This is a genomic window from Flagellimonas oceani (assembly GCF_011068285.1).
Classification (GTDB): Bacteria; Bacteroidota; Bacteroidia; order Flavobacteriales; family Flavobacteriaceae; genus Flagellimonas; species Flagellimonas oceani.
In genome coordinates this window covers 1,304,064-1,316,350 of record NZ_CP049616.1, presented here as the reverse complement: position 1 = coordinate 1,316,350, position 12,287 = coordinate 1,304,064, and the positions used below count along the sequence as shown (strand labels likewise).

Below are 12,287 nucleotides of genomic sequence, written 5' to 3'. Positions count from 1 at the left end.
TCAGTAATATTCAAAAACAATAGCAATGACAGATTTAACAACTAGTGCGATTGAGCGCGTCCTCAGAAACAATTACCTCGGCCACTTGGCCTATCTATGGCAAGGGAAGCCTTATTTGATTCCCATCACCTATTATTTTGATCCTGCCGACAATACGATCATTAGCTATACCTCGGATGGCCATAAAATCAATGCGATGCGAAATAACAACTCGGTTACCGTACAGGTAGAAGAAATACAATCGATGTTCAATTGGGAATCGGCCATGGTGCACGGCACATTCGAAGAACTTGAGGGCAATATTGCCAAACAAAAGTTACACCTTTTTACCGAAGGCGTGAAGAGCATTATCCGTAGAAAAGAACGGAGAGAGGTTGAGTTTATCAATGAATTTTCGAGCAAATTATACGAAAGGGGAAATCCGATTGTCTATCAGGTCAAAATACTTGAGATTTCAGGAAAACGACGGGAAACGTAAAGGCAACATCGCTAATTGGATAGACTTTTTTGGCCTTGACAACCCAATAGGTCTAAATTCCAATGCGAGAATCTTATTTGTATTTTGAAATTATATAGTGAATGGCCATTTAAAACAACTTGGAACCTATCTAACTATAGTTCTGTAAAATAGATGTACTAAATGTTAGGATAAGATGTAACTTTATATCAATCAAGTAATGCCAAAACAAACAATTTACATAGTGTCACTTTCCTTGTTGGTTATGTGGTCTTGCAAAAAAGACGACCAAAGTTCACAACAAGTCAACCTTTTGTTTACCGAAAATAATTTAGCAGGAGATTGGAAAAGGATTGCAGAATTTAGAGGGCAACCAAATGATTCATTGGGCATATTGGAGCCCTTGGAAGATTTGTTTGCCCAATTCGAAAATTGCCGAAAAGATGATATTCTCAGATATGTTAAGGGTAACGAGCAAGAAGATAACCGCTATTTCTGGGGAATCGGGGCAATTGCCTGTCATAGCCAGATATCAAAAACTTTCACTGAAATTGGCACTTGGTCTCTCGAAGAATCAGGAAAACTGAGCCATGTTAATTCTAATACAAGTGAATACCATATTGTAATTCAATTAAATGCCCAACAATTACTTGTCAGAAGTGAATCGGATAAAAACGAAAATGGCGAGACTACGTTCGAATTTACGGAGTATGAACGCATAAGATAGCTTTTATAAAAATATCCAATTGATATTACCTGCCATAAAGGGATATAGAATTGTCCTTGAAATTGGCGATGAAAAGCCTTCCCTTGTCAAAGTGAATATCTGTTGGATAGAAAATGCCTTCCTTTAATATTTGCAGCAACTTTCCTTGATAATCAAAAATTAATATCCGGTTATTTTCTTGGTCGGTGATAGCTAATTCATTAGTGCTCAAAGTAATGCCAGAGGCCACGTTTATTTTTTCATTTTGGCCGATCGTAACAATATGATTGCCTTCAAAATCAAAGACCTGAACCCGATGGTTGTACGCATCGGCCACGAATACCTTACCATCCTTTAGTTTTACATCTATTGGATAATACAATTGGCCCTCATTATGGCCTTGCTTTCCAATAGTATAGCTATAATTTGGTGTCTGAACGATGATACGATGGTTATAGAAATCGGCTACCAGAATGGTATCCCCATATACAGAAACACCCGCCGGGGCCTGTGGCCGTTTGTTGATTTTCAACGGACTGGTTTTACCTTTTTTATATTGCCAGATGGTGTCGGTCAAGAATTCGGGTATGTAAAGTGTTTCCTTATCCATATGGATGTTCATCGGCCGTTGTATCCTCGTGATGGAATCCAACACCTTTCCATTCAGGTCGATTTTATACAAGCGGAAATAATCCGGATCTGAAAACCAAATGGCCTCCTCGTCCTTGGCCAAAGCCAAGGGGCGGGCTTCTTTGGGAAGTATAATTTTCCGTTCGAACTGCCATTGTTCTTTCGTTCTTTCACAACCGGATGTGAGAAGAACCAAAGCAAAAACCGAAAAAATGAATAACTTTCTAAAGTTCATACCAGTAGTTTAAAATCATAAGAGCAAGAATCAGCAAGGTAAATGTCCACATAAACCAAGTATTGATGGTACGTTTACTTTTGTCGTTTTGGCAGGATTCCCCTCCACTACATTTTTTTGAACTTTTAAAATTCTTAAAATGGGCAAACCCAAGGGCTCCGACCGAAAATGTGGTCAGAAAGGGTTGGGCAGGATGTACCCATTCAAAACTTCCGCCCAAGAAACCCAATCCCGCGCCGACCGATAGCAGAGCAGGCAAAAAACAGCACATCAAGGGAAGAAGGGCGGCAACCAAGCTGCTTCCCAATACCATTTTGGAAATAGTCTTCATAAAATCTATTCGATTTTGGTTAGTACGATGGACCATTGGCCAGAGAGGTTATCATCTTCCTCATCCTGCACCGTTCCGCTTATGCTTGCTGTTCCAACGGTTAATTTTTGTAACAACGCCGTAGGCGTATCCTGCGATACCGAAAATCGTTCATTAGCGGTCTCAATGTACCATTGGCCATCTTCTTTCGTTGCGTTTCCAATTAGGGTCACTTCAGCTTTTTTTGCCGAAAAACCGTTCTTTTTTACCTCTTCCTGAATGCTACGTAATTTAAGTCCGTTCTCGGCAGCCAATCCCATATATGCCTTTCCGTCATTGAGGCTGACACGCACTTCCTGAAGCCCATCCATCTTTTTCAGTCCCCGCTCTAGGCCATAGGCGCAAGGGGCGCAATCCATTCCATAAACTTCTTGGTCAACTTTGGTAATTTGCCCCGATGCTGTGCCAATTCCGAATAGACCTATCATCATAATTCTAAATATATTTCTCATTTTATACATTTTTAAAATTCTTGCTTTATAACCAATAGCTTAAGTTTATGGCCAATCGATACCTTTCTTTCACTGCCCCAAGTGTCAAGTCCTGTACGACCGGAAACATCGCACCGAACGATATTCCCCAAGCGCCATATAGTCCAAGAAAAGAGGGCCCGACCAGTATTTTTGTACTGCGCGAATCTGTAAAGTCCATTTGCCCCTCAAATTTATTGTCGCCAGGGAATTCGGCCAATGATTCTATGAAAATGCGCCAATCGGGCTTTGGGTAATCGCCCATAAATATATTGGGGCGATACCCCACTACCGCACTGGCGTAGGGCAGGTCGCCCAATTGTTCGCCACCTTTCTCAAAATAATATTGGTATCCGCCACCGATCCATCCATACCAAGTGCGCGAGGCATAGCCCGTTGAAATGGCCGCGTGTACCGAGTTGCCCACATTGGCCTGTCCCCTGACATCATCCGTCGGCGCAGAAACGCCCACGATGGCGGTGGACTCAAAGCGTTTTCCAACCCCAAAGGCGTTCGAGAAAAACCGGTACCAAAGGGAAGCCTCAATATCCCCGTTGGCGGGCATATTGCTGTTGCCCCGTGTCCTCGGTGCATCACCCAACCTTTCTATCATCGTGGGGGTGGTCAGGTTTATCTGCAGGTCTTCCGTAATGCCATAGGAAAACAGATAGCGGAGCATATAGGACGTTTCGGTCTCCGTACTTAGGCTCATTCCCGCCACGTTCAAATCGACCCCACCTTTGGCAAGGGTCGGTGTCTGAAGCCCATAGAGTGGGCCGTGGCCTTGGGCCATCGCCGATCCTGATATGGCCAATAACAATATCAATTTGAGATAGGGAATGTTCAATGATATTTTAGGGAATACTTTGTTAATCATACTCAAACACATTATAATTAGGATTGTCCGATTCCCGCTTCTACCAATTTCACTTCGGTGATAGCCGAATCCTTACAGCATTCCAAGAGCTCACCGTTCACTACCACAGCGGGAACTTTCTTTATGCCATATTCATCCATCTTATCAAGACAGGTCTTGTCTTCACATTGCTTGACCAAATCATATGTGGTTACCTCACATTTATCGCAGGCCATTTCCTTTATCATTTTGACCACTGGGTCACAGACCGGACAATTGGCCGTAAAAACTTCTACTTGACGTTTCATATTTCTGTTTTTTAACTATTTAAAATTTCTTTACGCGTCATTGAATTCAAACAACGAATCAAAGGTAGATTGGTGGGTAGGGTGGTCTCCAAATAAAATTTCAAAAAAATGGCCCGCGTCGTGCAGGCCATCAAATCGGTTGTGATTGCGGGGGTCAAGCATTTTTGTGGTTTTCGAGCTTGGCCTTTAGTGCATCTATCTCCCTCATCTTTTCCGTTAGGCTGTCCAATTCCAAATCTGGAAACTGTTTTCTTATAAATTCGATACGGCCTTCATTGCCACAGTTTCCAGGGCAGGCTTCGACAGTTTCAGATATTTTTATGGCCAAAGCTTTTCGATAAACTTCGTCCAGTAACAGAAAATGAGCTTTATCCAATCCTTTCTGTGCTGCCTTGAACTGTATTAAAATCTTCTCTGGGTCTGTATCTTCATCGAGCATTTTAATGAGGCCACCAATTTGCCCATTGATACTTTGCAACCTCTTTTTTATGTCCTTGCTTAAATCTCGTGGTATCATCGATTTTAAAATTTTGGCAATATATAATTGTACTGGGGGTGCTCTACAAATTTATCCCGAAATTATTCAACAACAACCAGAGCCTTCTTGTATTGGTGGGCAGACTACCGTCCCATAAGAGCAAAAGACACAGCAATCGCCTTCCTTTGGTCTTAATATTTGATTGCAGTTTTCGCATTCATAGAAAAACTGACAGGCCGTTGTTGGCATTTCCTCCTCTTTCGTATGTCCACATTCGGGACAGGTAATGGTTGAATTTAAAAGGATTCTCTCGTAGTCCATATTATTTTTTCTGAAACAGGTTATAAATAAAATTTTGCTCTGTTTTAAAAGGGGTTTTATGAATTTTTTCAAAGGATTCCAATAGGGTGAAATCTACTTTAAACAATTCCTTTAGTTTTTCAGGAGAATATTGGGCAATCTCCAATCCACTACATCTTTTTGGGCCGGTGGTCGAAAAAGTTGCCAGTATAAAATACGCTCCCGTCTTAAGGGAACGACCTAGTATGTCAATATACTTTAAGATATCTTCTTCCCGTGTGAAGAAATGAAAAGTAGCCCGGTCGTGCCATAACTCAAAGTCTTGGGTCGGTTCAAAATTCAATATGTCCGAATTTATCCACTGCACCTTTGTGGCTGACTTGCCTAATTTTGATTTGGTACGCTGAAGTGCATTTTCTGAAATATCAAGAATGGACAGGTTGTTATAGCCATTTTTCAACAAATGACTGATAAGGTTTGAGTTCCCCCCGCCAATATCAATAATTGAACTATCTTTGGGTAAGTCAAGGGAAGCTATAATATCCAATGAAGTCGAGGGTTTCCCTTCAAACCAACTTACTTCTTCATCACTTTTTCCGGTATAAACCTCTTCCCAGTGCTTTTTAGTGTATTCATCACTTTTCATAAATTTTGATATTTTGTTAAAGCATATAGGGAATATCCGAGGATAATGTTGGATAAGAAAAAATCATAGTCCTTAAATCGTTGATCCTCATCTTGGTCTTTATCGCTATTGCGAACAAATTGATGGTTTCCTCGGCGTTGGGACCAATTAAATGTGCTCCCAGTATCGTATGATCTTCTTTATCGACAATAGTCTTAAAGGCATATTCCTTAACATTCAACCGCTCTGCGTTGAACCAATTGCCCACCTCGTTATAATTGACCTGATATTCGATTTTTTGTGATTTGGCCTCTGCCTCGGTCAGACCTACGGCTGCTAATGTTGGCAAAGTGAAAACTACGGAGGGCATAGGTGGATAGCTCACTTTTTTCGTGTTCCCCTTGATGATATTCGAAGCTACAATATGTCCTTCCATAACGGCAACAGGTGTCAGGGGCAGTCCTTTTGAATCTGCCGCATCTCCGGCCGCATAAACATTTGGGTTCGATGCGCTTTGAAGATATTCGTTGACGGCAACCCCTTCTTTTGAAAAGGATATTCCGGACTTGTCCAGCTCCAAATCAAAAATTGCAGGCGGGCGACCGGCCGAATTGAAAACGGTTTCCGTTCTAAATGTCATTTCTTTACCGTCGGTAGTTCCTTTAACTGTATAGTGGTTATCTCTCTTTTCGATTTTAGAAACCTCGGTCGCTAGAACCAGTTTTATTCCCAATTCCTTCGTGGCATTTATCAAGTGTACTACAATATCCTGTTCAAAGTTTTCCAAAGGTCGTTTGCCCCTATGTACAATAGTTACATCGGCACCACAACGGGCGGCGATATGTGCAAATTCAAAGGCGATGTAACCTCCGCCAATAAAGAGCAGGGATTTGGGTAGCTCCTTTAAATTGAGGAAATCGGTACTCGAAAGTGCCAAGTACCCACCTTCAAAATCCAGTACCCTTGGTTTTGCGCCCGTTGCAATCACAATCTTGTCGGCTTCGATAGTATCTGTTCCCAACTGTAGGGTATTTTTGGACAGAAATTTTGCCGAAGAATGATAGGTGTCTATATCATTATGCCTGTATCCTTTTTCTATTTTGGGCGGCATTGCATCCACAAAGGATTGTTTGAAGGCCATAATATCCCGCCAATTGACATTGGGAACCGTATCGATACCCTTATCCTTTAAGCGTATTGCAAAATCCCTTACTTCTGTCGCACCGATGATTACCTTTTTGGGGTCGCAACCTCTTAGCGCGCAGGTTCCACCGTAGGGCAGTTCGTCAGTAATGCCTACCTTAAGGCCTTTGGAAGCACATTTATTGGCAATGGTCATCCCTGCCATCCCGGAACCGATAACAAAAACATCGTACTTTTTCATCTACTCGTTTTCTTTGTTTTCACCATCGATTACTTTATAACCTGTGCTGTTTATCGCTTTTTGGATTGCGGCCAAATCGGTTTTGGTCTTATCATATTCCACTAGGGTATTCGCACCTTCGTAACTGGCCTTGACGGATAATATGCCATCCAATTTGTTGACCTCGCTCTCTACGTGGGCTTCACACCCTGCGCAGGTCATTCCCTCAACATTAAACGTGTGCTTTACAATATTGGATTGCGAGACATAGACAATGTCCTTACTCGGCTGTGCATAAAACATATTGGAGTAATATGGAAACGCCAGCATCAATCCCGCGAAAACCGTAACTATTAAAAGAAAGCTTTTGGATTGCCAAAAGGAGGGTTTTGTATCATCCTCACAGGTACAGTCAATTTCCTCCTGTGTTTTTGGTCGTAGTTTCTGGTACCAGGCAAAGACCAATACGAGTATAGTGCTGCTGATAAGATAAGGCCGAAATGGTTCCACCCAAGAAAACGTGGATGCGATTCCACTGGTTCCTGCAATCAAAGCCAAAACCGGGGTTATACAACATATTGATGCCGCCATGGCCGTCAATATTCCTGCGTAGGCTACCTTGTTCGAGGTTTTTCCTGTTTCCATTTTATGCTACCTTTTTATTTTTCTGAATTTTAATAAACACATTTTCCAATATTTCGTTATGATTCTGGACCAATGAATAATACAGGGTTTGCCCTTCACGTCTCGAAACAATCAGTCCCACATCCTTCATTTTACGTATGTGCTGTGAAATTGCGGGCACGCTCATTTCAAGTATATCGGCAAAATCACAGGGACAAAGCTCACCTTCCTCATATAACAGGAATAATATCTTTAACCGTGTTTCGTTACCGGCCAGCGCGAGTATTTTGCTGATTTCGGAAATTGCCTCTGAGTTTGTTCCTAAGGTTTCGCGACAACGCATTAGTTGCTTTTGGTCGGCCTCGGCGCGTGTACAACTTAATTCAAGTGCCATAGTACTGTTTTTGACAAAGATATATTAATATAATTATTTAAGCAAATACTTAAATAATACTATCCATCGATGCTCTTTTAAAATCACACCTTACTTAAGTACATTCTACCCGGTATGAAATCAAAGCAGCTTTGTAGAATATTTTATTAAAAATAGGTGCTGAATCCAAAATACCATGTAGCGGTTCTTGAGGATGGATTGTTGAGAATATCATGTTGCCACTGGTATCTGTAGTTAATCCTTAGAACGGTCTGTGGTGCGGGCCTAAAGCTTATTGCAGGTGTAATTGCGAATAAATCATCCCCAATATTCGTATTGGTCTGGGCAAACCTGCCAATGTTGTAATCCACATAATCCGTTCTGAGCGATAGATTGAGTATGGCATCTTCCCAGTCCAATACTGCGGTACTTAGTATCGGTTGAACAATGTCCACAAAAAAACCAACTTGCCGATCACCAAATTGCTGCGTAAAAGTGTCCGGAACATCGACCCATATGTAGGCCATCTCACCGATAAACCTTGTCCCCGTTTTTTTAATGGCAGTATTTAAATCCAGGGCAAGAACATCTACCCTTCTTGATTTTGTATCAACCTGAAGCCCATCAACTTCTTTCCTGTTGTATGCCCCGCCCATATAGGAAATGCCCAATTCTCCTAATTTTCTGTGCTTGATGGCGAACTTTCCATTGAGGAGCGCATTGCCGCTAAAATTCTCCTCGAAACGCGAGGAATTCTCCTTGACTGCGGCCAAAAATGTCCTTTCTTCCTCATTATCTATAATGCTTGTATCAAAGCCATTGGTGAGGTATGCTTCATAGCCCAAGGTCCAAGCTCCCTTATATGCCTTTCCATATATACCAAATCCGGCATTGGAGAAAGTGGCGGGCAACAAATTGGTGCTGACATCTGGCCGCTCGACAAACTCCCATTTTGGTCCGTCGTGATTTTGATTAAAGGATCCTATTGGATTCAGTACGATGCCTCCCCTAAGGTTCAACAAGGGGTGCAAGGCAATGTCCATTGAGGCGAATTCAATGGCAATTTCCTCTGTCCCGTTTTCAAATTCCAGTTCGGTCAAGAACTTAATGCGCTTTGAAATGGACGCCGAAACGAAAAGGGTCAATCTTCGGGCCTGAAAAGAAAGCCCCTCCGACAATCCGTCCTCAATACTGTAGATTGAGTTCGCCTCAAGATAACCACCAAGATTGACTGGAAATTTATCGAAAGTCAAAAACGGACGGTCATAAACCGCATCCATATTCATGGATTCCCGAATACTGTCCCTATCGATGGTTTGCGAGCTAAGGGTTAAAACGCAGACGTTCATTAAGACAAAGGCCACATATATTTTACCGGACATGCACATAGATATTCTCATAATCGGTGGTTATTTCAAATGATTCTAGGTTTTCTTCGGCCGGCCCTTCTAAAACCCTGCCTGAACGGTCGAACTCACTGCCATGACATGGACAGTTGAATATGCCGCCGCCAATGTTGAGTTCACAGCCCCTATGGGTACATTGCATCAAACTGGCCAGATAATTACTGTTTTGTGTTTTGAATATTCCGATCGGATATCGCATGGAATCGCTCTGGATGACTACGAAATCACGTTCAATCTGCTTTCCCCCTTTCACCTGTTGAAACTCACCCTTTGAAATTCGTAGCACTCTCCCTTCTTCAACAAAGGAAGCATAATACAGGCCTGCGCAACTACTGAGCAAAGCGGAAGAAGCTGGCAGGACTGCAATCAGATATCCAAATTGTTTAATAAAATCTTTTCTATGCACCTATAGGGAATTAATGAATTTTATCAGTTGTGATTTTTCTTTTGGGGTCAGGGACAAATACCGGGCTTTTGAATTATCGGCCTCACCGCCGTGCAATTCAATTGCCTCTTCAATGCTCGAAGCCCTTCCATCATGTAACAGGAACATTTGCCCGCCTTGGGAATTGGCCGATAAACCGATTCCCCACAGCGGTGGGGTTCTCCATTCAGAAGTCCCGACATTTCCTTCGGTGAATCCATCATCCAATTCAGGCCCCATGTCATGTAACAACAAATCCGTGTAGGGATGAAATTCCTTAAGGGATAACGATTCAATTGGGGAAAATCCTGTGGTCAACGTGGGTGTGTGACAGACAGCACATTGTACAGATTCAAAGAGTTCTTTCCCAGCAATTACATCGGGGTCTGTTTGATTTCTGGGAATTGGTGCTTTTAAGGTTTTAAGGTAGAAAACGACATCGTTCAAGGTCTGGGTGCTTATTTCAGGATCCTCTTCAAGTCCACTGAACGGGTCTATAGGGTCATAAAGGGATGTAATTCCTATGTCCTGGTTATATGCGCTGACGCTTTGGTGCAACAAATCATAACTACCCGCTTTCTTTCCAAACCTGAAGATATAATTGTTTCCCTGGGGAACACTATTATTCCGAATCTTGGTGAATTCAGGAGGAATATTGTAGTGAGGCCTTCCACTAATGCCGTCCTGATTTTCATCAGAAGGGTCTGCGTGAGCCAAAATATCCGCATCAGAGACAGCATCCAACAAACCCAATCCCGTCACCGCCGGAGCGACCAAAATGGAAAATGGGAAGCCTTCCGGCACGGTCTCCGGTTCAAAACCCGGTATGGCTTTATTTTGAATCTGGTTCCTGCCATCACCAAAGGATAACATCGAGGGTATGGTCAAATCATTGTTACCAAACCTAATAAGTTGATTAAATGGGTGACCTTTTCCATCCCCTGAATGGCAACTTGCACAGCTGGTGCCAACAAACAAGGGACCAAGGCCTTTTTCAACGGTAAAAACATCATCGTTAAAGGCAATATCCCCGGCTAAAAAACGCTGTTGCTCACTAACGGACAATCCATCCAACGGCCCATCCAATAACTCAAACTCCATAGGTTCTTCGGGGCCGAAATTTTCACAGCCAAGTAGAGCGATTAAGGACAGACCAATGTAAAATTGAATAATTTTAGGCATTGCTATATTTATATTTTTGTAAATATAAATATATTTTTAGTTTAGTCTAAATTTATTTATAGTAATTTATCAAGAAAGAAGTGTTTACATCTTAAAAGGGTTGTTGATTTAATTATGCAAATCCCGTACTGTGGGAAATTGTGCGTTGGTCAGAATGAAAATTTATATTTCGATACTTACTATTCCTAAGTCCACTTCATCTTCTGCAATCGAACCGCATTGAATATTGCCAATAACGCTACTCCCACATCGGCAAATACGGCCTCCCACATTGTGGCAAGTCCACTAGCTTCCAGAATGAGCACGATAATTTCGCGTAGTAAGCGAAAACTAATATTTACTAGAGCACATAAGTAGAAGGGCTACTTAACTATCAGCAATGGGGCCTTGGAGGCATACAGCATTTTTTTTCTTAGCCCCTTTTTGAAAACTGCCTCAAAAAATCCGTGTTCCCTGTAAAGCAAAACCAATAGGTCTATTGGGGTTTCAGTCAAAAATTCATCGATACCCTCTTCGGGTTTGCCTTCCTCGATAACTGTAAAAGACCATTGATTAGGTACAAGAAGTTTGCCAAATCTTTCACGAATAAATGCTTTCTCCGGCACCCTTTCCTGTTTGTCCGCTATATGTACAAAGTGCAATTGTGCATTATAGTTTTCCAATAATTTGGACAACATTTCAAAATCTATTCTATTATCCATACTATCCGTATCCACTGCGACCCCGATACGCTTATATGCAGTATAGCTGGCATCTTCAGGTACGGCCAGTACTGGACAAGGTGCCTTTTGTGTCACCTTTTCGGTAACGGTTCCAATAAAAATTTCATCAAATCCCGAAGCCGTACCCTTGGTACCCATAACGACAAGACTGGTATTTATTTCCTTAGCTAGGCCAGAAATCACATCGACCGTTGCCCCGAAACCGATCATTGCTTGAAATTCCAACTTGTCCAGTTCAGGAAAGCCTCTTAGAAACTTATCCAATTTTTCTTTATTGATTTTTTCTTGTGATGCTGTGGTATCTGTTACATTGTGTGCCATAGTTGCCATCCCGATGGGCGTACCGGATGGATATGCCACTGAATAGGCGTGGACAAAAACCAGTTTTGATTTCAATTTTTGTGCTAGCCCAATAGCATAGCTCACCGCATTTTCTGAAACCTCTGTGAAATCTACAGGTATTAAAATTCCGTCATCTTTCATATCATTTTGTTTTTATTGATTTGACTTCATTAATCTTTCTTTTTAGGTTTAATTATTCAATTGAAAAGCAGGTAAAAACCATATAGAATTGCATCTAGAAAGGCAATTGTCAGCACCGCAAGGAACATTGCCACAAAAACCAACAGGCAATACGCTTTCTCCTTTCTGGTTCTCACTTTTTTGTTTATTGAATTACCCTTTTTTTCCTCTAGTCTCCGCTTTCTCCTTTCCCGTGACATAATGTACTGTGCTTTACTTAAATTAACGCACCAATG

17 protein-coding genes are annotated in these 12,287 nt (G+C 41.8%); 2 read left to right on the top strand and 15 right to left on the bottom strand.

What is annotated here, in order from left to right; translation table 11 throughout:
- The first annotated feature begins 25 nt into the window (after positions 1-25).
- Positions 26-478 (top strand): pyridoxamine 5'-phosphate oxidase family protein, encoded by a 453-nt coding sequence (locus GVT53_RS06075; protein ID WP_067035861.1) that lies wholly within the window; start codon positions 26-28, stop codon positions 476-478.
- A 199-nt stretch (positions 479-677) separates the two neighbouring features.
- Positions 678-1,184 carry a hypothetical protein gene (locus GVT53_RS06070; protein ID WP_116183710.1) on the top strand — a complete coding sequence of 169 codons (507 nt, stop codon included), beginning with the start codon at positions 678-680 and terminating at the stop codon, positions 1,182-1,184.
- Between the two features lie 25 nt (positions 1,185-1,209).
- Here GVT53_RS06070 and GVT53_RS06065 read toward each other — a convergent pair whose 3' ends face one another.
- The 15 genes from GVT53_RS06065 to GVT53_RS05995 form a co-directional block, all read right to left on the bottom strand.
- A complete protein-coding gene (locus GVT53_RS06065) occupies positions 1,210-2,028 on the bottom strand; it encodes an NHL repeat-containing protein (RefSeq protein ID WP_067028995.1) in 819 nt (272 codons plus the stop codon).
- Positions 2,018-2,359, bottom strand: coding sequence for a mercuric transporter MerT family protein (locus GVT53_RS06060; RefSeq protein WP_166247886.1), 342 nt, complete (start codon positions 2,357-2,359; stop codon positions 2,018-2,020). Before GVT53_RS06060 ends, GVT53_RS06065 begins: the two co-directional genes overlap by 11 nt.
- A gap of 5 nt (positions 2,360-2,364) precedes the next feature.
- Positions 2,365-2,850: a heavy-metal-associated domain-containing protein gene (locus GVT53_RS06055; RefSeq protein ID WP_067028999.1), complete on the bottom strand. Its 486-nt coding sequence runs from the start codon at positions 2,848-2,850 to the stop codon at positions 2,365-2,367.
- Between the two features lie 25 nt (positions 2,851-2,875).
- Entirely contained in the window at positions 2,876-3,745 is an 870-nt protein-coding gene (locus GVT53_RS06050) for a hypothetical protein (RefSeq protein ID WP_083157918.1), read from the bottom strand.
- Positions 3,746-3,762: 17 nt separating this feature from the next.
- Positions 3,763-4,032 (bottom strand): thioredoxin family protein, encoded by a 270-nt coding sequence (locus tag GVT53_RS06045; protein WP_116183711.1) that lies wholly within the window; start codon positions 4,030-4,032, stop codon positions 3,763-3,765.
- A gap of 154 nt (positions 4,033-4,186) precedes the next feature.
- Entirely contained in the window at positions 4,187-4,549 is a 363-nt protein-coding gene (locus GVT53_RS06040; RefSeq protein WP_067036917.1) for a metal-sensitive transcriptional regulator, read from the bottom strand.
- A gap of 66 nt (positions 4,550-4,615) precedes the next feature.
- A complete protein-coding gene (locus tag GVT53_RS21025; protein ID WP_083158132.1) occupies positions 4,616-4,831 on the bottom strand; it encodes a GDCCVxC domain-containing (seleno)protein in 216 nt (71 codons plus the stop codon).
- Position 4,832: 1 nt separating this feature from the next.
- Positions 4,833-5,456 (bottom strand): class I SAM-dependent methyltransferase, encoded by a 624-nt coding sequence (locus GVT53_RS06030; RefSeq protein ID WP_067036919.1) that lies wholly within the window; start codon positions 5,454-5,456, stop codon positions 4,833-4,835.
- A 16-nt stretch (positions 5,457-5,472) separates the two neighbouring features.
- Positions 5,473-6,819 carry a dihydrolipoyl dehydrogenase family protein gene (locus GVT53_RS06025; RefSeq protein ID WP_067036921.1) on the bottom strand — a complete coding sequence of 449 codons (1,347 nt, stop codon included), beginning with the start codon at positions 6,817-6,819 and terminating at the stop codon, positions 5,473-5,475.
- Positions 6,820-7,443 (bottom strand): mercuric transport protein MerTP, encoded by a 624-nt coding sequence (gene merTP, locus GVT53_RS06020; RefSeq protein ID WP_067036923.1) that lies wholly within the window; start codon positions 7,441-7,443, stop codon positions 6,820-6,822.
- 1 nt (position 7,444) lies between these two features.
- The gene (locus tag GVT53_RS06015) at positions 7,445-7,816 is read right to left on the bottom strand and encodes an ArsR/SmtB family transcription factor (RefSeq protein WP_067036925.1); all 372 of its coding nucleotides are present in this window, start codon (positions 7,814-7,816) and stop codon (positions 7,445-7,447) included.
- 146 nt (positions 7,817-7,962) lie between these two features.
- Complete coding sequence (locus GVT53_RS06010; RefSeq protein WP_116183712.1) at positions 7,963-9,195, bottom strand: hypothetical protein; 1,233 nt, start codon at positions 9,193-9,195, stop codon at positions 7,963-7,965.
- Entirely contained in the window at positions 9,167-9,607 is a 441-nt protein-coding gene (locus tag GVT53_RS06005; RefSeq protein WP_067036929.1) for a QcrA and Rieske domain-containing protein, read from the bottom strand. The genes GVT53_RS06010 and GVT53_RS06005 overlap by 29 nt, the downstream gene beginning before the upstream one ends.
- Positions 9,608-10,807 carry a di-heme oxidoredictase family protein gene (locus tag GVT53_RS06000; protein ID WP_083158133.1) on the bottom strand — a complete coding sequence of 400 codons (1,200 nt, stop codon included), beginning with the start codon at positions 10,805-10,807 and terminating at the stop codon, positions 9,608-9,610.
- A gap of 362 nt (positions 10,808-11,169) precedes the next feature.
- On the bottom strand, positions 11,170-12,012 hold the full coding sequence (locus GVT53_RS05995; protein ID WP_067036932.1) for a universal stress protein: 843 nt from the start codon (positions 12,010-12,012) through the stop codon (positions 11,170-11,172).
- Positions 12,013-12,287: the final 275 nt, after the last annotated feature.

Excerpts from the sequence above, each read along its gene's own strand:
- GVT53_RS06075 (WP_067035861.1), top strand. The coding sequence starts at position 26 with ATGACAGATTTAACAACTAGTGCGATTGAGCGCGTCCTCAGAAACAAT.
- GVT53_RS06070 (WP_116183710.1), top strand. The coding sequence starts at position 678 with ATGCCAAAACAAACAATTTACATAGTGTCACTTTCCTTGTTGGTTATG.
- GVT53_RS06065 (WP_067028995.1), bottom strand. The coding sequence starts at position 2,028 with ATGAACTTTAGAAAGTTATTCATTTTTTCGGTTTTTGCTTTGGTTCTT.
- GVT53_RS06060 (WP_166247886.1), bottom strand. The coding sequence starts at position 2,359 with ATGAAGACTATTTCCAAAATGGTATTGGGAAGCAGCTTGGTTGCCGCC.
- GVT53_RS06055 (WP_067028999.1), bottom strand. The coding sequence starts at position 2,850 with ATGAGAAATATATTTAGAATTATGATGATAGGTCTATTCGGAATTGGC.
- GVT53_RS06050 (WP_083157918.1), bottom strand. The coding sequence starts at position 3,745 with ATGATTAACAAAGTATTCCCTAAAATATCATTGAACATTCCCTATCTC.
- GVT53_RS06045 (WP_116183711.1), bottom strand. The coding sequence starts at position 4,032 with ATGAAACGTCAAGTAGAAGTTTTTACGGCCAATTGTCCGGTCTGTGAC.
- GVT53_RS06040 (WP_067036917.1), bottom strand. The coding sequence starts at position 4,549 with ATGATACCACGAGATTTAAGCAAGGACATAAAAAAGAGGTTGCAAAGT.
- GVT53_RS21025 (WP_083158132.1), bottom strand. The coding sequence starts at position 4,831 with ATGGACTACGAGAGAATCCTTTTAAATTCAACCATTACCTGTCCCGAA.
- GVT53_RS06030 (WP_067036919.1), bottom strand. The coding sequence starts at position 5,456 with ATGAAAAGTGATGAATACACTAAAAAGCACTGGGAAGAGGTTTATACC.
- GVT53_RS06025 (WP_067036921.1), bottom strand. The coding sequence starts at position 6,819 with ATGAAAAAGTACGATGTTTTTGTTATCGGTTCCGGGATGGCAGGGATG.
- merTP (WP_067036923.1), bottom strand. The coding sequence starts at position 7,443 with ATGGAAACAGGAAAAACCTCGAACAAGGTAGCCTACGCAGGAATATTG.
- GVT53_RS06015 (WP_067036925.1), bottom strand. The coding sequence starts at position 7,816 with ATGGCACTTGAATTAAGTTGTACACGCGCCGAGGCCGACCAAAAGCAA.
- GVT53_RS06010 (WP_116183712.1), bottom strand. The coding sequence starts at position 9,195 with ATGAGAATATCTATGTGCATGTCCGGTAAAATATATGTGGCCTTTGTC.
- GVT53_RS06000 (WP_083158133.1), bottom strand. The coding sequence starts at position 10,807 with ATGCCTAAAATTATTCAATTTTACATTGGTCTGTCCTTAATCGCTCTA.
- GVT53_RS05995 (WP_067036932.1), bottom strand. The coding sequence starts at position 12,012 with ATGAAAGATGACGGAATTTTAATACCTGTAGATTTCACAGAGGTTTCA.